At 56.8% G+C, this 23156-nt stretch carries 21 protein-coding genes; 9 read left to right on the top strand and 12 right to left on the bottom strand.

All coding sequences use genetic code 11. The annotated features are described in order from the left end of the window. Window positions 1-92: 92 nt before the first annotated feature. The 6 genes from A3OW_RS0113835 to A3OW_RS0113865 form a co-directional block, all read right to left on the bottom strand. Complete coding sequence (locus tag A3OW_RS0113835) at window positions 93-1046, bottom strand: FecR family protein (RefSeq protein ID WP_020564039.1); 954 nt, start codon at window positions 1044-1046, stop codon at window positions 93-95. Window positions 1047-1165: 119 nt separating this feature from the next. Further along, window positions 1166-1699: an RNA polymerase sigma factor gene (locus tag A3OW_RS0113840; RefSeq protein WP_232422387.1), complete on the bottom strand. Its 534-nt coding sequence runs from the start codon at window positions 1697-1699 to the stop codon at window positions 1166-1168. A gap of 594 nt (window positions 1700-2293) precedes the next feature. After that, window positions 2294-2719, bottom strand: a complete 426-nt coding sequence (locus A3OW_RS0113850; protein ID WP_020564042.1) for a hypothetical protein — start codon at window positions 2717-2719, stop codon at window positions 2294-2296. A gap of 138 nt (window positions 2720-2857) precedes the next feature. Continuing rightward, window positions 2858-3847: an MlaA family lipoprotein gene (locus A3OW_RS0113855; protein WP_033411747.1), complete on the bottom strand. Its 990-nt coding sequence runs from the start codon at window positions 3845-3847 to the stop codon at window positions 2858-2860. A 434-nt stretch (window positions 3848-4281) separates the two neighbouring features. Beyond that, window positions 4282-5292: a hydroxylamine oxidation protein HaoB gene (haoB, locus tag A3OW_RS0113860; protein WP_020564044.1), complete on the bottom strand. Its 1011-nt coding sequence runs from the start codon at window positions 5290-5292 to the stop codon at window positions 4282-4284. 17 nt (window positions 5293-5309) lie between these two features. Continuing rightward, entirely contained in the window at window positions 5310-6959 is a 1650-nt protein-coding gene (locus A3OW_RS0113865) for a multiheme c-type cytochrome (protein ID WP_026223604.1), read from the bottom strand. Window positions 6960-7304: 345 nt separating this feature from the next. On the opposite strand from A3OW_RS0113865, the gene A3OW_RS0113875 reads away from it, so the two are divergent. Further along, window positions 7305-7829: an RNA polymerase sigma factor gene (locus A3OW_RS0113875; RefSeq protein ID WP_020564047.1), complete on the top strand. Its 525-nt coding sequence runs from the start codon at window positions 7305-7307 to the stop codon at window positions 7827-7829. Window positions 7830-7976: 147 nt separating this feature from the next. Beyond that, window positions 7977-8945 (top strand): FecR family protein, encoded by a 969-nt coding sequence (locus A3OW_RS0113880; RefSeq protein WP_033412593.1) that lies wholly within the window; start codon window positions 7977-7979, stop codon window positions 8943-8945. A gap of 104 nt (window positions 8946-9049) precedes the next feature. On the opposite strand, the gene ltrA is transcribed toward A3OW_RS0113880, so the two are convergent. From ltrA to A3OW_RS0113895, 3 genes are all read right to left on the bottom strand, one after another. Then, window positions 9050-10432 carry a group II intron reverse transcriptase/maturase gene (gene ltrA, locus A3OW_RS0113885; protein ID WP_198291319.1) on the bottom strand — a complete coding sequence of 461 codons (1383 nt, stop codon included), beginning with the start codon at window positions 10430-10432 and terminating at the stop codon, window positions 9050-9052. A gap of 637 nt (window positions 10433-11069) precedes the next feature. Continuing rightward, window positions 11070-11372, bottom strand: coding sequence for a VapC toxin family PIN domain ribonuclease (locus A3OW_RS0113890; RefSeq protein ID WP_198291320.1), 303 nt, complete (start codon window positions 11370-11372; stop codon window positions 11070-11072). Between the two features lie 74 nt (window positions 11373-11446). After that, window positions 11447-11650, bottom strand: coding sequence for a type II toxin-antitoxin system VapB family antitoxin (locus A3OW_RS0113895; RefSeq protein WP_020564051.1), 204 nt, complete (start codon window positions 11648-11650; stop codon window positions 11447-11449). Window positions 11651-11894: 244 nt separating this feature from the next. Here A3OW_RS0113895 and A3OW_RS25030 point away from each other — a divergent pair, with 244 nt between their 5' ends. From A3OW_RS25030 to A3OW_RS25035, 6 genes are all read left to right on the top strand, one after another. Then, window positions 11895-13541 (top strand): TonB-dependent siderophore receptor, encoded by a 1647-nt coding sequence (locus A3OW_RS25030; RefSeq protein WP_020564052.1) that lies wholly within the window; start codon window positions 11895-11897, stop codon window positions 13539-13541. A 94-nt stretch (window positions 13542-13635) separates the two neighbouring features. Further along, window positions 13636-14805, top strand: a complete 1170-nt coding sequence (locus A3OW_RS0113905; protein ID WP_020564053.1) for an IS4 family transposase — start codon at window positions 13636-13638, stop codon at window positions 14803-14805. Window positions 14806-14816: 11 nt separating this feature from the next. Then, complete coding sequence (locus tag A3OW_RS0113910; protein ID WP_083918210.1) at window positions 14817-15713, top strand: TonB-dependent siderophore receptor; 897 nt, start codon at window positions 14817-14819, stop codon at window positions 15711-15713. A 415-nt stretch (window positions 15714-16128) separates the two neighbouring features. Then, the gene (locus tag A3OW_RS0113915) at window positions 16129-16641 is read left to right on the top strand and encodes a DUF3016 domain-containing protein (RefSeq protein WP_020564055.1); all 513 of its coding nucleotides are present in this window, start codon (window positions 16129-16131) and stop codon (window positions 16639-16641) included. Window positions 16642-16836: 195 nt separating this feature from the next. Next, window positions 16837-17430 (top strand): RNA polymerase sigma factor, encoded by a 594-nt coding sequence (locus A3OW_RS0113920; protein ID WP_020564056.1) that lies wholly within the window; start codon window positions 16837-16839, stop codon window positions 17428-17430. Between the two features lie 25 nt (window positions 17431-17455). Then, window positions 17456-18535, top strand: coding sequence for a FecR family protein (locus tag A3OW_RS25035; protein WP_083918211.1), 1080 nt, complete (start codon window positions 17456-17458; stop codon window positions 18533-18535). A 12-nt stretch (window positions 18536-18547) separates the two neighbouring features. Here the strand turns inward: A3OW_RS25035 and A3OW_RS0113930 are convergent, their stop codons facing one another. Then, window positions 18548-19195, bottom strand: a complete 648-nt coding sequence (locus A3OW_RS0113930; RefSeq protein WP_026223606.1) for a hypothetical protein — start codon at window positions 19193-19195, stop codon at window positions 18548-18550. Between the two features lie 238 nt (window positions 19196-19433). On the opposite strand from A3OW_RS0113930, the gene A3OW_RS0113935 reads away from it, so the two are divergent. Beyond that, the gene (locus A3OW_RS0113935) at window positions 19434-21860 is read left to right on the top strand and encodes a TonB-dependent siderophore receptor (RefSeq protein WP_020564059.1); all 2427 of its coding nucleotides are present in this window, start codon (window positions 19434-19436) and stop codon (window positions 21858-21860) included. A 267-nt stretch (window positions 21861-22127) separates the two neighbouring features. Here A3OW_RS0113935 and A3OW_RS0113940 read toward each other — a convergent pair whose 3' ends face one another. Next, window positions 22128-22394 (bottom strand): hypothetical protein, encoded by a 267-nt coding sequence (locus A3OW_RS0113940; RefSeq protein ID WP_020564060.1) that lies wholly within the window; start codon window positions 22392-22394, stop codon window positions 22128-22130. Next, window positions 22391-22600 (bottom strand): ribbon-helix-helix protein, CopG family, encoded by a 210-nt coding sequence (locus tag A3OW_RS0113945; protein WP_020564061.1) that lies wholly within the window; start codon window positions 22598-22600, stop codon window positions 22391-22393. Before A3OW_RS0113945 ends, A3OW_RS0113940 begins: the two co-directional genes overlap by 4 nt. Window positions 22601-23156 lie beyond the last annotated feature (556 nt).

Here is a 23156-nt window from a genome sequence, read left to right on the forward strand (position 1 = left end):
CTTCGGTGAGGGATGACCTCGGCACCCCGAAAGGCAGTGCCGTGACAGGGCCAATTATCAAGACTTTGTGGGAGCGACGCCCACAATCTGGCCTAGCCGATCACGACCAGCCAGGGCGTCAGCCGGTAGAGCCGAATCGGCAGCGTTTCCGCCAATGATTGCAGCGCCCGGTCGGTATCGTTCAGATCGAAACGACCGCTCACCCTCAGGCCTTTAAGCCGCTCGTTGCGGATTACCACGGCGCCGCGCCGATAGCGGCCGATCTCGGCTAACACTTCTTCGAGCGGCGCATTGTCGAACAGCAGCTTGCCCTTGACCCAGGCGGCGGCATTGCCCGCGACCGGCTCGACCTCGCCGATATGCGCGGCCGTCACGCTGATCCGTTCGTTCGCTTTCAATAAAGGCGATTTTCTTTCCCCCTGCCCGACTTCGACCAGGCCGCTGACGACGGTGACGGTGTCGCTCTCCGCCTCTTCCCGGACGCTGAAGCGGGTGCCGACCACGCGGGTCACGCTGTAGTTGCCCTCGACCTGAAACGGACGGTCCGGATAGCGCCGCACTTCGAAATAGGCTTCTCCACGCACCAGGCGCACCCGGCGGGTGGCTCCCCGGAAGTCCGCGGTCAGGGCCGAGGCCGAATTCAGCGTCGCCAGGCTGCCGTCCGCCAGTTGCACGCTGCGGACCTCGCCGACGTCGGTGCAATAGTCCGCCTGAAGACAATCGAGAACAACCGGGCGGCAGACGAGCACGCCGATCGCCAGCGAGGCCGCCAAAGCCAGGATAAATCGGGGGCGAACGTTAAATGGCCGTCGGCCGCGGCTGCTGAGCGGGAAGTCGCCGAGTACCCGCTGTAATTCGGGCTCTGCCCAGAACCGGTCGATCTGCCGGTAGGCTTCGGCATGGGCCGGACTTTCCAGCAGCCAGGCCCGGAACAGGACACGCTCCCGGTCGGTCACATTGTCCGAGCGCAGGCGGGCAAACCAGGCGATGGCCTGCTCGTCGATGGCCGCGGGGGAGTCTGGGGTATCAAAGGAATGCTGTTTCATGAATCCATTATAAGCCGGTGCGTCGGCAACCGAGAGGGAAAAGTCGGCCGCTGCATCAAAATACCGTCGAATTTGTTGCCGGACTTTTCATCGAATAGACGGACCGCTCGGAAAAATTCTCAGCCGTCGGAATCGACCGGGAGAAAATGCTTGCCGAGACGTGTGCGGCAATGCTGGAGCCCCTTGATGATGTGCTTTTCGACGGCGCTCTCGGATATGCTCAGCCTGGCGGCCGTTTCCCGGTAGCTGAGCCCCTGCACCTTGTGCAGAATGAAGGCGTCGCGGCAACGCGGCGGCAGTTCGTCGATCGCCTGACGCAGGAGAGCCTGCCATTGTTCCCTGGAAACAGCCTGCTCGATGGACAAGGAAGAGGCTTCGGGTTCGTCGTTGCCGCTTTCCAGTTCGGCGTGACGGGCCACGACCTTGTTATGGCGCAGATGGTCCAGCGCCAGATTGCCGGCCGTCCGATAGAGAAACCCGCGCGGCTGCTCGATCGCTTGTTCGGCAGCCGTACGCGTCAGGATCAGATAGCTTTCCTGCACCAATTCCTGCGCGATTTCACGGCAACAGACGGTGCGCGCTACGTAATTGATCAGTTCTTTGCGATACAGCCGGTATAAAGCACTAAGGTCCAGAGTCATTCGAGATGGCAAAAAATATCCGCACAATGAAAAAACAGCCGAGGTGCGAATGGTTGAAGCAAGTTGAATGCCATCGACTTCAAGCGGCCAAATCCGGCCCTTTCGGACCGTTTCCGGCCGGACAAGTGCGGCATATGGCTCAGTTGCTGTGGGATATGCCGCAAAAAACGGCTCATTTTTTCCGTAAGGCTTCGGATCGGAAACGCGGAAAGGCCGGCCCTTCCAACCCGGCCCTGCAATTCAACATGGAAAATCTGCCGGACAAGGAATGCGTCGCCTCCGGCAACGGCTTCGCATCGTTCATTGACTGGACGTGGCCCGCTGCTCCGCGGACGTTTTAGGATCGGTTAAAGTGGAATTTTAGCAGCCTTTTTTATTCGAATGTACGGCCTTGAGCCTGCCGTCAGAGCTTGGCCGTAACGGCGGCCCGGATTCGAGTCTTTACGGGAAGGGCCTTGATCGCGGCTCAAGCCGCTCCTACGAGAAAGGGCTTTGAACTTTCTTAACGGCATCAAGGATAGGGCGAATGCCTTTGCCAGGTCACGCGCATTCCTACAGACAGACGGCTTGGCCAGGATCCGGACAACCGCCAAGAACAAATGACTCTTACGTGGCTAAAAGAGAACCGAGATACATGATGGCGGCCGCCGTCGAAAACAATTTGAGTTTGTGGATTAAGGACAGCGACAGCCAGTAGCGCAGGCATTCGGCTTTGCGCCGGTGCCAGGCTTGCCGCGCGAAATCGACGCCATGTCGGCACAGGCGGGGAAGAGTCCGCCATAGCCAGTAGATTATCAATCCCGCAATCAGCAGCAGGATATAAAAAGTGACGGTCTGGCTGCCGTGGCGGGTCGTATGAAACAGATGCTCCACGGTATGCTCTATGCCCAGCTCGAACCATTCAAACAGCATGTGCAATGCTTCAAAAGTCAGATGCAGAGCGCTCAGGAACAAATCGATCACCACATCGTACAGGACGATGGACAGCGTAACGAGCGCCACAATGATCAAATCGAGATTTTCTTTAATCATGTCAATTTCTAAAGGCCTGGTTTTAGAAGCTGGCTGAAAAAAGGGAAAAAGCCCTTCTGGTAACTTTATGCCGGTTGGATGCGACAATTCCGCTAACGACGGCGCCTTTCTGAGAGGTATTTTTCGCATTGCGCAAAATTACTCGAAGCGCCCGAGTCTCATCCCGGAACTTTTTTGACTCAACCGATCGATTTTGAGCGAGGTCTCCTCAAAAGATTGCACCAGCTTGTCGAAAGCCGCATGCCGCCCGACGACTTGATCGTCCGGCCGATCGGACGACGGCGCCGCCGCTCCCGATTTGCCTTCCGCTGCCGCCGGATTCCTCGCTTCCGAAGCCTCCGAACCGGAATCGGCCGCATCTTCGAGAGCCGCTTCGAGATCCGGATCGTATCTGCCGTCGTGTTCGCCGTCGCTGATCAAATGACGGCGGTATTGGAGAAAGGATTCACGGGTAAACACATACGGGTCCAGCGCCGCCTCGTCGATGAAGTTCAACGCCCCTTGTGCATTCGCGCGCTCGTTGATTCCTTCGAGAATGCCGGTAAACGGCACGTAAGTGCCTGGATTGGCGGCTCTGTCCACGATGCCTCCGCCGCCGTCACGGATCGTGGTCGGTCCCAGGAAAGGCAGCACCAGATAAGGCCCCTCGCCGACGCCCCAAACCGCCAGGGTTTGCCCGAAATCTTCGACGTTGCCTTGCAGGCCAAAATGGCTCGCCACGTCGAACAAGCCGGCGACGCCGAGCGTCGTGTTGGCCAGAAAGCGGCCGGTATCCGAAGCGCTCTGCCGGAGCTTTCCTTGAAGAATGTCGTTCAACACCACATTGATGCCTTTCAGGTTATTGAAAAAATTACTCACACCGGTTTCCACGAAATCCGGGGTAATGAATTTATAACCGTCCGCGACCGGTTTAAAAAAATATTGATCCACCTTCATGTTGAACGAATACATGGAGCGGTTGAAGCCTTCATAAGGATCGGCCCGGACTGCTTCGGCCTCGCCAAAACCTGCCGCCGGTTCCAGGCGTTTCTCGCTGCCCGCGCATCCGGTGAGCATCGAGACGCCGACCATTAACAACGCTTGCGCTAAAAGCATTCGGCTTTTGCCTGAATAGAATGAAGTGGACATCAGTTACAACTCCTGCTGACTAGGTGTTTCGAGCGGGTTTCCATTTCAGATGGAACTTTTGCCGCCCTCAATAAGTTTCGAATCGATATTACAATACAGTATAACACTTTGCCCTTTGTTGTCCCATCGGTTCATTCCATGAGCCCGACAGGCCGGTTTGAAAGGCTAACCGAACCTCGAGCAAACTATTGGCAAATCGGCTCCAGTCAAGGCAAAGCCGGGACTTTAACCTTCCCGGAAGAAATTACATGAGGCATGTAAAGTTCATCCCCGGCAAAAGAACCTGACTGGTCAAGGCCCATCTTAGCGAACGAACCTTTCACAAACCTTGCAACGAAGGATGAATGAGAAGAACGGAATAAGCGCCGCAGGAGCCGTACTGCGCAGCACTATTTCCAGAGTGTTGCAGGACAAAGCCGGCCCGCTCGAGGAACTCAGTCTTGGCTCCTGCGTTTGCCATCGATCTGGTAAATGGACAAAAAGCCGCCCCAATGGCTCTGGTAAACCAGGCTGACGCCGTCCGGCAGCTTCTTGAGCGAATCCACGAAAGGCAACAGCCGCATCAGAAGCGTATTTTTGGTTTTCTCGTCGGCCGTGGACCAAACCCGGTAATAAGCGCCTTCTTTTTGGGCCAGATAATTGCCGTCGCCCGTCTCGTTCGCCCAGCGTTTGACCTGGGCAATATCGGCATGCAAGTCGTTGCCCGCCGGGATATTCTTTGAATTGAGCGGCAACGAAGCGCCGCCGTAGGCGGCCATTTCGCCAAGATGCAGCAACAGATCGCTGTCGACCAGAAGATAGACGGGCCGGGCATCGCCGAAATGCGCGGCCATTTCGGCCAGGGCCTGCTCGCTGTCCATCGTCAACCAGCGCGCCATCTGCTCGAGGCGGCCGGCTTCCTCCCTGGATGCGGGAGGCAGACTCTCCTGCACGGCCTTCCAGACCGGATTGGAAAAAGTTTTCAGAGAAGGTTTGTGCAGCCACGTTTCCCTGCCGCTCAAATAGTGAATGCGCTGGCCGCTGTCCCACCAGCTCAAAAACAGCGCATCTTCCGGAGCCTTGCGGACGATGACGTCGGCGGCCTCTTTCCAGATATCGTGCCGCAGGCCGGTCGGGCTGGACGCGATCGCCTGCGCGTCCTTCGGAAACAGAACGGCGGCCTGAGGCGCTCCCACTGGGTCCTGATAGCGAGCCACGAGCAGGCTGAACAGCTCCCGGCCTTCCTGACTGAAGACGTAGCGTTCCACGGCCTGGGCGGTAAAACGCCCAGGCGCATCGGTTTGCGATTCCTGCGTACGGCGAACGTCAAGCTCCGCGCCGGAAGGGCTGCCCGCCGCGCCGGAGGCGGCGGGGGCGGCCAACTGGCGATACAGTATCGCACTCCCGCCGGCCAGAAGCGCGATACTCGTCAGCAACAGAAATCCTTTTCTTACTTTAGGACTCATCAAGTTTACTCTTCGCCCTATTCGTTGCCGCCGGTTTTCTGGTTGCGGCCGGGCCTCAGAACCAGATAGGCCACGCCCAGACCGAACACGATCAGCAACAGGCCGCTGACGACCAGACCGTTATCTCCACCGTCGCCGCTCTTCGCCGCAGCGGCAGGCGCGGACGCGGGCGCTGGCTTCCTGGCGGCCGCTTCGCGCAGGCGGGTGTCCTCGTCCATGATGTTGGTATAGTCCCGCATCAGCTCGGACCAGCCTTCGGTGTAAGTAAAGCCGCCGGGGTTGGCATGGAAAATACCTTTATAGTGTTTGATCAGGTCATGTTCCCACATGTCGGCATGGATGCGCTCCACGCTGGTGGGATTGTTGCCTTTCGCCCAGAACAACTGGAAGAAGCCGGCAGCAGCGTCCTTCTCGGGCGCGGGCGGATTGGGCCGGTTGGTTTTCTGGCCGACCAATAGGCCGTCGTCGTACAGTTTGCTGACGACTTTTTTGGCTTCCTGTTCGACCGCCAGACCCTGAATGGTGCCTTTGTCGGCGGTATCGAGATAAGTCTTGGCGAATTCGGCCGAATGACACAGGCTGCACGTCTCGACCCAAGCCTGCTTGCGATCCTCGAACCACGGATGGCTCAGATTGTCGGCAATCGCCGGCGTCGGATTGAAGGCCCAGCGCACTTTACGGACTAAGTTATGGGAAAACTCGCCTTTGTATTCGAAGTGGCAGACCTGACAGGTCGGCGCAGTGTAACCGCCTTTGGCGATGGCGTCTTTCAACGGCACCTCGAAATTCCATTTGGCTTTGCCCTGAGTCAGGTACTGCGTGCCGTGCTTGGACAACAGGAAATTCTCGTACTCGTTATGGTCCACGCCGTTGTGGCAGGTCGAGCAGGCTTCAGGCTGCCGGGCCTCGGCGACGGAGAAGGTATGGCGGGTATGACAGCCGTCGCATTTGTTCTGCTGGTAATGGCACATGTCGCAGCCTTGCGCCACTTCCCGCTGCGGCATGGCCGCCCAGATGGTGTTTTCGACGTTCGCCTCCCAGTCGACCGCATGGGACGGATGGCCCTTGCCCCATTGCTTCTGCGGCCATTCCTGGTCTTTTTCGGACTCGGCTTCGGCGAATTCGTTCACATGGCAGGTACCGCAAGCGGCGCGGTCGGGCATGACCAGGTTTTCGGCGTGATTGATTTTTTCCTTGCCGACGCCGCCATGGCAATCGATACAACCGACCTGATCGAGTTGTTGGTCCTTCGGCAGCAAGCCCTGTTTCACCAGATTGCTTTCCACTTCGGCAAGTTTTTGCTTCTTGTAGGCGCGCACGTCGGTGTCCGGCAGATTCCGGATCGCGGTCAGGTCGCTGTGGACGCTGTTTTTCCAGGCATGGAAGGCGCCCGGACTGGACGCTTCATGGCAGGTGACGCAGTCGTTGCGGCCGAATTCGCCCTGAATGGTTTTGGGCGGCTTGTAGAAATCCTTGGGATTCCAGTATTTCTGGATGGGAATCGGTTCCCAATAGGCGGCATGCGATCCCTTGCCCGGGTGCGCATCGTAATAACTCTTCTTGAGCTGTTCGAAATCAGGAGGTTCCGTACCGGCAACTCCCATAGAACTGAACCCTATTAAGCTGAATAGCAAGACACTCAGCAGATCAAGCATTTTGTATTTCATGAGACACCCCTGGGCCGATTTGGTTATTATATCGATTCGAAACTAAGGTTCAGGGTATTATACTCCATAAAAAAAATATGGGTAAAGAATCGGTTTACGAAATCCGGATGTACCGGGGCAATTTTTATTGCCGAAAGTTCGGACAAGCCGCCTGCCCGGGCAAATTTGTGTGATATGCCCTGTTCGGCTGTGTGAAATCCCGCAAAACTCGTTCCCGGAAAGCCGGTCGGGCTGTTTTCTCGATTCCGCCGGAGAAGTCAATTCGAAACTTTCTCGATGATTGGTCGGTTTCGGCATGAGTGTTGCTGTTCAATCTGGCGCCCCCATCCGGCCATGCATCCATTCATGTTCAAATTCACGCCCGACTTTACCACTTTGCTACTGGAAAAATACCGTATCGAACTGACCGGTTTTTTGATCAGTCGCGTCAATTGCCCGGAAGTCGCTGAGGATATTATCCAGGATGCGTTCTTTCGGCTGACCCAATTCGAATCCGCCAGCCGAATCGACAACCCCAAAGCGTTTTTATACAAAGTCGTCGGCAATCTGGCCATCGACCACCAGCGCAAGGAGCGACGCGAACAGGCCCGTTATGCCGATGAAGACGCCTTGCGGGATCACGCCGATGCCGCACCGGGCCCGGAACGCCAGGTATACGGCGATCAGCGGATGGCCCATTTGCGGATCGCCATTGCCGAACTGCCGCCGCGCTGCCGGGAGGTATTCATTCTGCACAAATTCAGACATTACTCCTACTCTCAAATCATGAACGAGCTGGGCATTGCCGAAAACACCGTGCTGAAACACATCGTCAAAGCCATGGAACATTGCCGGCGACGCATGCAGGAACTGGAAGCGGAAGGCCGCTGATGCAGCCGTCGATGCCGGATTATGCCGCGCTTTCATGCCTTTTCAATCACGGCCGCCGCAAGCAAGGGTCCGCGCATCGGCCGCTTCTGCAAACGATTGGGTTTCGGGACGTTATCGGCCACCCGATCATTGCGCTATAATCCGCTCATGACCCTATCCCGACCCGAACAGGATGCCGCCGACCGGCAAGCCATGGAATGGCAGGCGCAACTGAGCTCGGACCGGCTCAGTGAAGCCCAGCGGCTCGCTTTCGAGAACTGGCTGAAGCAAAGCCCGGAAAACGCCGCCGCCTGGCGCTCAGTCAACGACTTCTGGACCGGTCTTGACAGCCTGACCTTGAGCGATCTGTATCTCGACAGCGCGGCGTCGCCCGAGAAAACTCCGCGGCTTCGTTCCAAGCCGCGATTCCGGCAAGCCGGCTTGGCCCTGGCCGCCTCGGTGCTGCTTCTGGCCGGTGCGGTTTACCCGAAATTCGACGGCTATCTGGCCGATTACCGTGCCACCACAGGAGAACTGCGAACGATCGCCCTGGAAGACGGTTCGACTCTGCTCCTGAACACCGCCAGCGCGATGTCGGTCGATTATTCGCCGCAGCAACGGCTGATCACCCTGCACGGCGGCGAGGCTTTTTTCACCGTCGCGCCCGATCCGGCCCGGCCGTTCGTCGTAGCGACCGAAGCCGGCCGGGTAGAGGCGCTCGGCACTGCCTTCGACGTGAAAGAAACCGGCGGAACGACCGAGGTTACCGTGTTCGAACACGCGGTCAAAATCACTACGTGCGACGGCGAGGTCAAGGAAAAACTGGCTCAAGGCCAGCATCTGCAATTCAGACGCGACCGAATCAATCCCACCGCCCGCATCGACCTGCAGCACGCCGGCGCCTGGCATCGCCGGCGCCTGGTGTTTCAGGACCGATCGTTGGCCGAAGTCGTCGCCGAACTGGACCGCTACCGGCCCGGCAAAATCCTGATCATCGACGCCGCGATCGAAAAGCTGCCGATCACCGGCGTCTTCGGCATCGCCGACACCGACGTGGCACTGGCCAGCATCGAACAAAGTCTACCTGTTAAGGTCAGGAAATTGCCGGGCGGATTGGCGCTGCTGTCGGCCAAGTAAGGATAGGGTCATAAATAACTTCCCGATTAAATTTTCCGTTCATCCCGAGCCCTTCGTTAAACTCATACCGTTATACACAAGTCCGATAGGGGTAGGGAAAGCGATCAAGCCTTCCCTCCCTCCAAACCGTGCGTGCGGTTTTCCCGCACACGGCTCTCCAGTTGATGTTTTCCTCGTCGGGAGTGTCTCTCGGTTTGCCAGGCTGGATATAAGGCGAACAGCCCGACCTCCGCGAAGAAAGCATTGGTCCAACGTTGATGGTCGGCTAGGCATCGTCCCCGACCTGGTCGTTTCTCCTGTTTGCGCAATAGCGCCCGCAGTCGTCGCCGCAGAAAACCATCCAATTTGCGAAAGACACTCGGATGGGCATGTTGGAAGTAGCCATACCAACCCCGCAGCATCGGGTTCAGGTCGGCGATGACGCGAGACAAACTTTCGCCCCGCGTTCGCTTCGTCTTCGCCCGGATGCCGTCTTTCATGCGCATCAGGCTTTTCTTGCGGACCCAGCGTTTCCCGGCTTCAAATCGGTAGCCGAGAAAGTCGAAGCCTTGACCCGCCTGCCGACTGTCGCCCACATGGGTTTTATCGGGATGCAGTTGCAGCGCATTGGTGTCAACCCATTGTCGCACTTCCGTGAGCGCCGCCTCTGCTTCAGCTTGGCTTGCGCACAAGATCACAAAGTCGTCCGCATAGCGAACCATCCGGTAGCCATGTGCCATCATCCGTTCATCCAGCGGGTGCAAATACAAGTTGGCCAACAACGGACTGATCACCGCGCCTTGCGGGGTGCCGCCCGTCGGCGTCCACCGTTCCGCTCCCCGCAGGATGTCCTGCTCCAGCCAGCTTCGCAGCAACGCCAGCAATCGACCGTCGCTGATGACGGTTTCGACCCGCTCCATCAGGCGCTCGTGCGGGATGCTGTCGAAATAGCCTTTCAGGTCGGCGTCCACCACATGGGTGTAACCTGCCTTGAGTAGTCGGTCCACTTCGCGCAAGGCGTCCTTGCAACCGCGTCCGGGACGGAATCCATAGCTGGTCGCCAGGAATTTCCTCTCGAAGATCGGTTCGATGACGAGTTTAACCGCCGTTTGCACGATTCGGTCCTTGACGGTCGGGATGCCCAGGGGCCGGGTTTGTCCTCGGACTTTGGGAATGTCGACCCGTTTCACTGCTTGCGGGCGATAGCATCCTTCGCGCAAATCTTGGCTGAGTTCGGCCAGATACCTGTCCGCTCCTGCCGCGAACCGTTCAACGCTTTGGCCATCGACACCGGCCGCGCCTTTGTTGGCCTGAACTTTAGACCACGCCAACGTCAACGTTTTCGGTGCATAGACCTTGTCCATCAGGCTGTACCATTTGCCACCTTCGACGCCGTTGACCAGCGCCGACACCATGCGTTCCGTCCAGATAGAAGCTTCTACCCTTGGCTGGCCGCCACGGTTGTCTGCATCTTGTTTAGCCCCTTGGGGCACTGTCGATACTGTCATTTGCCTCTCTCTGTCTTTGACGCATTCATCTTCCTGCCCGGCCTTCCCTCGAACCGGTTTTGCTAGCCGATTCTCTCGCGGTTTTTTTTTCCTCCGCTTCGGTACTACGCGGGCTCTGACTCCTGACCCACTTCGCCGTGAAGATCAGGTCTCTCCGCTTACTCCGCTTTGCTTTCCGAACATCCCGCCCCCAACCACACCATGCGCCCAAACGCCGCTTTGACGTCACTTCAGCGCGTTCGACTGTTTCCGGGCTTCGCCATGAATGAGCAAGCTCGCCGCCACATGCCGCCGAATCGGGTTCGTCAGCCTACGGGCTGTTCTTTCGCCTCCGGTTGCTCTCCACCCCGCCTCGCGGCGACGCAGTTACCTTCCACTATGCAGGATGTGACTTCCCACAACAAGGACTTTCACCTTGCTAACAAAGCGTCCTCACGGACGCACTCATTCCGGCAGGGATTGCCGGAATCCAGACTACAGGGACGTATCGGGCTTGCCATCCGTGGCCCTGGATACCCGCTCTTGTGCCCTTTGGGTATCCCGGCGGGTATGACGGCATTTGCGTATAAAGGCATCCGTTAAACTCAGGAGAGCCTTGTCGAAGGATGGACGGAAAATTTCCAGCCAATGCGGCCAGTCAGTGCAGGTCAAGCCTGTGCATCACGCCAAATCGCTCAGCCAGGGCACACAGCCGTTGGTCCAGCGTCCATAGCTCGACCCCCGGCATCATCAGGGTGGACGTCAGCAGAAGCATGTCCACCAGACCGCAGCCCAAGCCGAACAGGCGTTCGCGCTCGATGAACGCCATCGCCTCACGCACGCTGGCCTGCCGGGCCTGTTGCAATCCATCGAGATCGGCCAACGTTTGAACCCGATTGGGCGGTGTTCCACACGCAATCTCGCCCAAGACCAGAGGATGCGCCATCACAAGGTCAAGCACCAGCAGATCGACCAGCGCCTCATTGCCATACCGGAAGTGATCGACCCACACCGAGGTATCGACCAGAACGCCCCTCATCGCCCCGAATCCTTACGTCGGCGAGGTATTTCCTGCATCTCCGGCGCCGTTGCGCCCAGGGCAGCAAGCCGCTTGGCGGACTGAACCCGCACAAAGGTCTTGACAGCTTCGCGGAACAGGTCGGCCTTATCCATGCTCGGGTCGGCAACTTCCAGCGCCCTCTCATACAGGGCGTCATCAATCGTCACAGTGGTTCTCATACGCACCTCTTGGCATCAAAGTTGGTGTAATTTTGCATCAAATTTGATGCACTTGCAATAGACGATCGCGGTAGCCAACCCCAAATTTCATTGTGGGCAAACACAGTTAAATCCGGATAGCCCAAAAAATTTGCCTCCTGGAATGGATACTCCACCCCAGCTGTTTCGTCATTAACTCCAAGCCGCCGTTTTACCCTCTGCAAACGGCGCACCGACCGACATGAAAACAACCCTTGGAGCACCAATGACCCATAAACCCTCCCCTCTTCGCCACGGCATCATCCCGCCTAAAAACGGCGCCCCGGCCAAGGCGCGTGCCTTGGCCCTGACCGTCTCCGCCCTCTGCATCGGACCATTGCTGATGTTGCCCCCGCAAGCCGCCGTGGCTGCGTCGGACGACAGCGCCAGCCAGACCACTTTTGACTTCGCGATTGCTAAAGGCTCGCTCTCCAGCGCGCTGCTGCAATTTTCCGAAACCACCGGCAAGAAGGTGCTGTTCAATGCCGATCTGGTGCGGGGGCTGAACAGTTCCGGCTTGCACGGCCGCTATAGTACGGAGCAAGCGCTGCGTAAGCTGCTGTCTGGCAGTGGCCTGATGCCCAGAGAAACCGGCAGCGGCAGCGTGACGCTGGAAAGGACACCGCACTCCTCATCGGCATTGGGAGAATCGACACTGGGAGCCGTGACGGTAACGGGCAGCGCGGACTACAATTCGACCGATCCGTATAACCCGAACTACAATCGCACTAACGCATTCACTGCTACCAAGCTCGACACTCCGATCATGGAAACGCCTTATTCGGTTTCTGTCGTGCCGCAACAAGTATTCAAGGACAAACAGGTCGTCCGCGTTGAAGACGCGGTCAACACGGTGGCCGGGGTGCAGACCAGTTGGACCAACGGCGGCACCAGCGACGTATTCATGATGCGTGGATTCCAGAACACCAACCTGTATCGTGACGGTTTTTTGTTGCCGTCAATTTTAGGCGGCGGTTCAGCGAGACGGCAAACCGCCAATTTGGAGCAGATTGAAGTGCTGAAAGGGCCTGGCTCTATCCTGTTCGGACGCAACGAGCCCGGCGGCGTGATCAACTTAGTGACCAAGCGGCCGTTAGCAACTTCTTATAATTCAATCCAACAACAGTTCGGTTCGTACGGATTTTACCGGACTTTGGTTGATTCGACCGGTGCTGTCACATCCGACCACACGCTGTTGTACCGAGCTAATCTGTCTTATGAAAACGCCGGTTCATTCCGTGATTTCGTCAGTAACGATGACGTATTTTTTGCACCGAGCCTGACCTGGAACATCTCCGACCGGACGCAAGCCAATCTGGATGTTACCTACGAGCATTTCGACGACAAAAATGATTCGGGCATACCATCGTTTGGCAACCGCCCGGCGCCGATTCCGATCAATCGGGCGATCCATGAGCCTAAAGCCAACAAAAACCGCGGCGACAGAACTTATGTCGGTTTCAACTGGTGGCATGAATTCAACGACAATTGGAAAATCAGCCATCGCTTCGGTGCCGAATTTACCGATTTGGAGTCCGATTTCATCTTCTTCGGATTTCCGGATCCGGCGGGCAACCTGAACAATGTCGGCAATGACTACCGTGGTTTCAACAACGGCATCGTGCATGAACAGAATTACTACACAACTCTGAATTTGACCGGCAAGTTCAATACCGCCATGCTGGAACACAGCACGTTGTGGGGCTTTGACTATTTTGTGATCGACGATCAGGGAGAAGGCTCTTGTTGTGACGACTTCCGGGGTGGGGCAGGTTTCAATATCTTCAACCCCACTTATCTCACCTCAAGGCCAGACTTCGTTTACACCCCTGGTCATTACTGTCCGGTTAAGAACGGTCTGAAATCGCTATAAGCCATGATTTTCAAGATCTCCAGCGCAATAAAAAGTGGTGTCGATTTGAACGAAGATTTGGTGCAACCTTCCGGCTTTTGCCCGGGAGGCGGCAATGAATACTGGCAAGACTTTGTTTGCCCAACTCATGGACTTTTTGCCATGGACCACATTCACGCGCATCGTCGACCGTTACGACGGCAACCGTCGGGTACGAACCTTTTCGTGCGCCGAACATTACCGAGTGATGGCCTTTGCGCAACTGACCTACCGGGAAAGCCTGCGCGACATCGAAGCCAGTTTGTCGGCGCAAGCCCACAAGCTCTACCACCTGGGGTTCCGGGAACCCGTGCGGCGCTCGACTCTGGCCGACGCCAACGAAACACGCGATTGGCGGATCTACGCGGAATTTGCTCAGCGGTTGATTGCTCATGCGCGAACACTCTACGCCCAGGAAGACTTGGGATTGGAACTGACGAACACGGTCTATGCGTTGGACTCGACCACGATCGACTTGTGCCTGTCGGTGTTTCCTTGGGCCTTGTTCCGATCCACCAAGTCGGCGGTCAAAATGCACACTTTGCTTGACCTTCGGGGCAACATTCCGAGTTTCATCCATATCTCTGACGGCAAGCTGCATGATGTCCATGCGCTCGATCTGTTGTTGCCCGAAGCCGGCGCCATCTATGTGATGGACCGGGGTTATATCGATTTTGCCAGACTCCATGCGCTGCACCGTGCGGGCGGTTTCTTTGTGACCCGTGCCAAAACCAACCTGGCTGCGCACCGCGTCTACTCCCATCCGGTGGACCGAGAAACCGGCTTGGTGTGCGACCAGACCATCGCGCTGGACGGCTTCTACACCCAGAAAGACTATCCCGATCATTTGCGCCGTATCCGTTTTAACGACCTCGACAACGGCAAGCGTTTGATCTTTCTGAGCAACCACTTCGAGTTACCGGCACTGACGATCTGCCTGCTCTATAAAAGCAGGTGGCAAGTTGAACTGTTTTTCAAATGGATCAAGCAGCATCTTCGCATCAAACAATTCTATGGAACCTCCGAGAACGCCGTAAAAACCCAAATCTGGATTGCCGTTTCGGTCTATGTGCTGGTTGCCATTATCAAGAAACGACTCAATTTGGAGGCTTCCCTGTACACTTTGTTACAGATTTTATCAGTCACTCTGTTTGAAAAAATCTCATTACAACAGGCACTTGTGAATTCACAACACAAATCCAGCAGCTCGGATTTCGATAACCAATTAGATTTATTTAACTTTTAAACCGGACAGTAGTGACCCCTGGTGCGAACTTTACCCAGAATTGGTACGGCTTGTATTTCCAGGATCAGATCAAGTTCCCATTCAACATCTACGGCAACGTCGGTGTCCGCTACGACAATGCCACCACTCAAAACAATAGGAATGGCTTAGCAACAGACGATGATCATGTCAGCCCGCGCGGCGGCTTATTGTGGAAACCGCTGCAATGGTTGTCCGTGTACGGCAGTTATAGCCAAAACTTTGGCGCCTCCAACAATATGTGGAGTGCACCGGGGCAACAACTGTTGCCGCCGCAAACCGCGGAGCAATGGGAATTGGGCGCAAAAACCGAATTTTTCGGTGGTAGGTTGACGGCCAGTTACGCCTATTTCGACCTAACCAAGCAAAACCTCCCGGTTCCCGATCCCAAGCATTATCCGTTGATGATAACCAGTGGCGAACAGGAAAGTCGAGGGCATGAGTTGGAACTGGCCGGAGAAATTTTACCCGGCTGGCGAGCAGTTGCCGCGTATACGCATCTGTCCTACGCTAATATCAACTTGGGGTGGAACGGCGGCGTTGGCGACGACACCGGGAACCGTTTGTTCAACGCGCCGCGTAATTACGGTAGTTTGTGGAATACCTACGAATTCCAGAACGCAAGCCTGCGCGGACTCAAAGTGGGCGGCGGCATCATCGCCTCCAGCCAAAGCCAAGGCAACAATAATAACGACTTCCAGTTGCCCGGTTATGTCACGCTTAATCTGATGTCGAGCTACAACACGAAAATCAACGGCAAATCGGTCACTTTCCAAATCAATGCCAATAATTTGCTCGACAAAACTTACTATCCCGGGTCGAATTCGTGGAGCATGATTGGCGTTGGCACTCCGCGTACCTTTCTGGGATCCGTAAGGCTTGAGTTTTAACCTTTCCGAATGAAAATCGACCGAAGCAGAACCGTAGATAGGGGTGGCTCTGAGAGCCCCGACGTTTCTCGGGCCGGCGCTCTGTTAGAGTTCGCTGCGTTTTACTGGTTTACTGGTTCCCAACGTCTACGTTGGGAACCAGTTTCGCCAAGCTCCAGCTTGGCGAAGCGGAAAGCTGGAGCTTCCACGCGGCATTCCCAAGCAGGAGCTTGGGAACGAGGGGAAGCAGGAAAGCCCGTAGGCTGGGATGAACCTCGTGAATCCCAGCCTCAAGGTCGGTCTATTGATTGCCGGCGTTATGCCGGCAATCAAAACGGACGTTTAGCGGCTAGCCCGGAAATACGCCATATCCGGAACCTTCGGCGGGCCGGCTTTGTCTCAGTCGGGTTTCCCCTACGTCTTCGGAGAGAGGCTCATGCCCGGATCAACTTTCAGATCCCTGCTTCTGCTTGCTCTCCTGAACGGCGCGCCGGCCTTCGCCGAAGTCACGATCCGCTTCGAACCCGTGGAACGCTACACCGATCTGGGTCTCAGCGGCGCCGCCACGCCGGCCGTTCAGGAGAGTCTTTTGAAACAGCTTGAAAAACACCTCAGACAGCTCGGCGAACAGTATCTGCCGAAAAGCGATACGCTGGTGATTGCAATCCAGGACGTCGACATGGCCGGCGCGATGGAGCCCTGGCGCTCGCCCAACTTGATCAATACCCGCATCATCCGCGACATCTACCCGCCGCGATTCACTTTGCATTACCTCTGGCGCGACCAAGCCGGCCGGTCCAAAGCCGACCGCGAGGAAACGCTGACCGACCTGAATTATCTGATGCGGCTGGATGCCGCCCGCTACCTGAACAACGACCCTTTGCGCTACGAAAAAGCGCTGTTGGATCGCTGGTTCCGGGAGACGTTTGCGGCAAAGCCCAAGCAGTGAATCCGCGTGCGTCCCCTGTCTTGTCGTTGAGGTAGGCGATATGCCGCAGTGGCGGGTTTCGTTTTATGGCATATCACACAGTCTGTTCGCAGCGCCCGGCCTCTCCCATGGACATACCCTTGATTTGAAAGACGATTCCCGGCATGGCGCGATCCTTGCTGAAAATCCTGTCTGTCGCTGTCTACAGGATATCCCATGTCTCACACTCTGCTGTTTACGGCTTTTCAGGAGTCGAGCCTCGGCTACGAGGAAAACGGCGCGCGCCATCCCGACAAAGAAGCCGTGCAGGTCGAGCAACTGTACATGACGCACCATGCCTCCCTGAAAAAATTCGTGCTGAGCCGCACCCGTTCCCGGGAGCAGACCGAAGTCATTCTGCAGGAGGTGTATTTGCGCCTGATGGAGATCAGCGACCTGTCGGCAATCGTCAACCCCGGCGCCTACCTGAAAAGGATGGCGAATAATCTGTGGATAGACCTGCAACGCCGGCAACAACTCAGGCAAAAGCACATGACCGACGAGCCGATGGAAGACGTCGCCCTGGAAGTGGCCGAAACCCAGGCCGCCGTTTTCGAGCAGGTCCATCACGCTCAATTGCTGGCAGCTTATCAACAATTGCTGCGGGAATTACCGCCGCCGGCCGGCGAGGTATTGCTGCTTTATCAACTGGAAGGATTGAGCCATCGGGAAATTGCTCAAAAATTCGGCAAATCGAAAAGCTGGGTCGAAAAAACCATCGCCCAAGCTTTGCTGTACTGCCGGGAAACATTGCAGGGGCTGGACAACTGAGCCTGCCGCACAGCATCCGCCCGGCATGGGATGTTCCTCGCCTTTTCGCGGGACAATCGCATTCGGTTCGAGTAAACTTCAGCCATTCCCAAAAACCATCCGAAGCCCTTCCTCGGGCGGACGGCAATATTCTTTCACATTGGTTCTGCGGACGAACAATGACTCTTGCTTGATGAATACCGACCCTCCCCACGATAACCGCATTCAGGCCACGGCGGCCGCCTGGGTGGCCAGGCTGGCTTCACGCGAAGTCAGCGCCGGGGAGCGCGAGCAGTTCAACCGGTGGATCGCGGCATCGCCCGCTCACCGCGCCGCGTTTTTCGCCCTGCGCGCGCACTGGCAGGGGCTCAACGAAGCGGTTCGACTGGGGGCGGCGCCGAAGCGGCAACGCTCATGCCATCGCGGCCTGGCGGTGGCAGCGAGCCTCGTGCTGGCTGTGCTGCTGTATGCGCTGCATCCTGCGCTCGAGGATTACTGGCTGGCCGATCACGTCACGGCGGCCGGCGAACAAAAAAACCTGATTCTGGCCGACGGCAGCACCGTCGTCATGAACACCGGCACCGCGCTGGCGGTCGAGTTCGATGCCGGGACGCGGCGCATCCGTCTGCTGCACGGCGAGGCGGAGTTCATCGTCGCCCACGACCCGGCCCGGCCTTTCGTCGTCGTTTCCGAAAACCGCGCGGTGACGGCGTTGGGCACCGAGTTCAGCGTCTCCCGCTGGGCCGACGAATTCGCCGTCACCGTGTTTGCCAGCGCCGTGCGCGTGACCCGGAACGGCCGGATCGTCGACGAACTCAAGCGCGGCCATCGGCTGCTCCTCAAGGGAAACGATCCTCCGCAAACCGACCGCCATGCCGATCTTGACAGCGCCCTGGCCTGGCGCCGGGGCAGGCTGATCTTTACCGCCAAACCGCTCGGCGAGGTGGTGGCGGAAATCAACCGCTACCGGCGCGGACGGTTGTTTCTGTTGGCGCCGGCCGCAAGCCGACGTCCGGTCAGCGGCGTGTTCGACGTCGACCAATTGGACTCGCTGCTGCCGGTGATGGCCGACTCGCTCGACCTCAAGCTGGCCAATCCCGGCGGGTACTGGTCGGCGCTGTATTGACGCGCCGACCGCTCACCATACCTTGGGCCGAAACACCGCATCGTTGCGCACCGTCAAATGGTCACCGGTCTGCACGATCACGAACAATCCCTGTCGGTAAGCATAGCGCGCCACGTCGTCCGGCAATACCATCGCCGCGACCGCACCCATGATCCGCTTGTCGGCATACGCGGGCAACAGGCGCTTGGCCTTTGCCAGACGCGCGAGGTGCTCGTTCACGTCGTCGACGCTCAACGTGCTTTTGCATTCGACCGCAACCACGTCGGCATCGTTGACTACCAGCAAATCGATTTCGACCAATTCCTCGCCGCGTTGCGAATTGACGTTTTGATGCACTTCGTGCACGTCGATGCCGCGCTCCCGAAACAAACGCACCGCGGCAGGGCGCACCATCCCTTCGACGAAATCGCCGAGCTTGTTGCCCAAGCGGCCGATGCTTTCGCTGACCTCCCGGATCTTGCGGTCGGTCTCGCGAGAGATTTCCCGAAGTTTGCGGTCGGTTTCGAGGGATTCCTGCTTCCTTTCCTCGACCATTTCCCGAAACTTCCGGTCGGTTTCGCGGAACTGCTGCTTCGTTTCCTCGGCCATTTCCCGAAACTTCCGGTCGGATTCTTTAAACAACTGCCAAATATCGTCCAGCGTCGGTTGTGAAGTACTCATGGCGTTCAATCTCGTGTCGTCGTTTACGGGACGATTATAGCAAATCGAAAGGCGCCTCTCTTCGTTTCCGCGCCGTGCATTGCCCAAACTCCATAGACCGCGAAAAACGCCTGCCATTCCCGGCAACGGCTGCACGCGCGTTTTCGACCGGACGTCACTATTTTTACGACTTCTTCATCGCTGTTTCGTCATGGGAGACATGAGGCACAAACCGTTCACCGATGAGGAAACCCGACCCATGCAAAAACACCATCGATGCCTGAAAAGCACCCTGCTCGCCCTGCACATCGTCCTGTACTGTTCGACCGGGCTGGCGGCGAAAGAGCCGGACGCGAATACCCGCCGGCATTTTCAAATCGCGCCGCAGACTCTGGATTCAGCGCTCAAGGCGTTCAGCGCACAAAGCGGCCTGCAATTGTTTTATCCTGCCGAACTGGTCGCCGGAAAAAACAGCCCGGGACTGAGCGGACAATTCGCGCCGGCACAGGCCTTGCAACAGTTGCTCAAGGCCTCGGGATTGCAATACCGGATCAGCAACGCCAATACGGTGACGCTGGAAAAATCGGCGGATCCCGCCAAGGAACCTTTCGAGCCGCAATCGGCGACGCTGCCGGCGATGACGGTGAAGGGCGTGGCGGAGTATGATTCGACCGATCCTTATAACCCGGACTACAACCGGCCCAACGCCACGACCGCGACGAAGACCGATACGCCGATCATGGAAACGCCGTTCTCCATTCAGGTCGTGCCGAGGGCTGTGATCAACGACCAGCAAGCAATCAAGGTGGAAGACGTCGCCAAGAACGTCAGCGGCGTGCAGCCTGGAAACAGTGACGGCAACTATTACGACGGCTTTATCGTACGTGGTTTCGACATCGGCAACAGCACTTACCGGAACGGTTTCAGGATTCAAAATACCCAGAGCGAAACGGTGAATCTGGAGCGTCTCGAAGTTCTGAAAGGCGCCGCGGCGATGCTATATGGACGAATTCAACCCGGCGGGATGCTCAATCTGGTGACTAAAAAACCGCTGGACACGCCGTATTATTCCTTACAACAACAGATCGGCTCCTACGATCTGTACCGCACTACGCTCGATGCGACGGGGCCGGTGCCGGGCACCGACTCCTTACTGTACCGTTTCAATCTGGCTTATCAGAATAACGAATCTTTTCGCGATTTCATCAATACCGAGCGCATTTTCGTTGCCCCCAGCTTGACCTGGAAGGCTTCTCCGAGCACCCAGTTCAACGTCAATATGGAATATCGGCATGAAAACTCTGCGAGCGACTATGGTCTTCCGGCGGTCGGGAATCGGCCGGCACCGATTCCGATCAGCCGAAATTTGGGTGAACCGGGAGCCAATCAAAGGGACGACGCATGGTTGGTCGAATTTACCGGATCGCACAAATTCAATGACGACTGGATGCTCAAAGGCGGAGTGAATGCCAACTCGACCGAATACCTTTGGCAAGACGTATCCAATCGCATCGGCAGGCTGCTGCCGGATGCACAGGGCAATCCCGAACGCATCCTCGAAAGAGGCGTCTGGTTCGGCCCCAGCAATCGCTATTCTCAAGGGATCTATGTGGATTTGACCGGTCATTTCGATACTTGGGGCGCGAAACACAATGTCCTGTTCGGCGGCGATTATTATAACTTCGAGCAAGACGTCTCGGTATTCACCAATAACTACGCTCCGGTAGGCTGCCCGATCAATATTTATGCGCCGACTTATGGTTGCGTGGACTTCGCTAAATTCAGGAATGCGGCGCCGGATTCCAATACTCGTAATGAAGAGCAATGGGGAGGAGTTTATTTTCAGGATCAAATCACTCTGTGGGAGAAACTGCATATTCTAGGCGGCGGCCGTTACGATTGGGCAACGGTTCAATCGGGTTTTTCAGCCACGTCGCTCAATGACATCGGCCCGCTGAATACGATTCACAACGGACGCTTCAACCCGCGCGTGGGCGTGACTTATCAACCTTGGCAGTGGTTGTCGGTCTACGGTAACTATACGGAGTCTCTAGGCTCTTCCAATGGAACTTCGAATACTGGACAAGCGTTTGCACCGCAAACCGCCGCGCAATACGAAGGCGGCATCAAGCTGGCCTGGCAAGCCTTGACCGCCAATCTCGCGTTTTATCATTTGACCAAAGACAATATCCTGGGTGCCGATCCGAATACCGGTCTCAGCGTGCCGCTGGGCAAAGCGCGCAGTCAAGGCATCGAGGTCGACGTCTCCGGCAAGGTCACCGACCAATTGAATCTGATTGCGACTTATGCGTTTACCGATGCCCGTCTGCTCAATAGCAACAGCGAAGGCCCGGCCGGCAGCCGCGTGCCGAACGTACCCGAGCACCAGGCCAGTTTTTGGGCGAAGTACAACGTGACGCCGCAATTCAGCCTCGGCAGCGGCGCGTACGTGGTTGGGCAAAGGCAAGGCGATCCGGCCGAATCGTTTCAATTGCCCGGTTACGTCCGTTGGGATGCGATGGCTGCGTATAAGTGGCAAATCGGCAAAAGCCGTCTGACCGCGCAGGTCAACGTCAACAATATCCTGGACAAGGAATATTACAAATCCGGACAAACCTGGACACGGCTCCGAATCCCGGCTGGCGAGCCTTTGAGCGTGTTGGGTTCGTTGCGCCTGGAGTTCTGATTATTATTGTAATATCCGGCTGTCTGTCGTTTGGGGCATCGCCATGTCGATGCTATGGACTTCTCGCCTCTGCATGGAAAAAAGAAGATTGGCCGCGCGTAGCCGCGTAGGCCGGGGGAGCGCGCGAACCCCAACATCATCGGCCTCCCGGGTATTCAAAGACGCGCGTGGAGGCAACGGCTGTCGTGTTGGGGTTCCTGTCGTCCACCTACGCTCCCCGAATTTTTTATATGTCCCAAAACCGGATGCGCCATTGGTTTTTGGGTTTTACTTCCGGACCAGATAACCGATGATGCCGCCGGTGGCGGCGGAGAGAACCGACATGGCCCATTTTTTCTCTTCGGCGCCGGCAGTAGCGGAAATCACCGTGGAATAACACAAATACGCAATCAGGACGACGAACCCCAAGGCGGCAACAAACAGTGCGACTTCTTTGAACAACCGCACATTGCGCTCGGCATCGGTTTCTTCCCGGTCAATCGATACGGTAAAAGTATGATTGGGCGGCGGCCTGTTGAGATCTATACGGCTCATAAGCCGATAATTTCGGTTTCCAACTTTTGGGTTTCCGGCTCCACCAGACCGATTTTCAAGCCGCGCCGCTTGCCTTCTCTCGCTGCCAGGTACAGGGTAATGGCTTTGCGTAAAATTTCGCTTTTATTGGTTTCGCTTTCCTGAGCGGCTTGGTCCAGCTCGCGATTGAGATCGTCGGACAATACGACGTTAAAACGGACAGACATAAAAATTCCTCCAGAGTAACATGATGCGTCATTTATACACATTTTTCACACATATGCAAGCCCGGCAAATTGAACCGCGGCTTCGACTCCGGTATTCGAATACCCCAGCGCCTGAAACGTCGGGCAAAACACGATCGGTTCCTCTGAAAAGCCGCTGAGCCATAATCCGCGTCTCGCCCGTTTCTGGCAGCAACGAATACGGCAAATGCCATGAAACAGATGCGTCATTTGACCCGAAACCGGTCGATCGATTGCAGACGTACTCACGCTTTTCCCGGGCTTCATCGGGACAAACAGATAAGTGAAGCAATTAACCTGCCAATATCGGCGGCTTATTGTCGCGCGTCAATTCGCCGCATTTTCCCGTAAAATAAAATTCGTTAGACTTGTTTCCACTCCAGGGTCATTGTACCGGCACTTGCCGGGGGTTGTTCGGGAAGCTGCCGTCCTGGCGGAAATTACCGGGAGGCGGCGGAAGTTAAAGCCTTTTCGAACCGCCGTCCAACCGGCGTGGGTCTAACGTCTCCGCCCGGACGACAGGAAAACGCTCTCGAAC

Origin of the sequence: Methylosarcina fibrata AML-C10, from assembly GCF_000372865.1 — a bacterium.
Taxonomy (GTDB): Bacteria; Pseudomonadota; Gammaproteobacteria; order Methylococcales; family Methylomonadaceae; genus Methylosarcina; species Methylosarcina fibrata.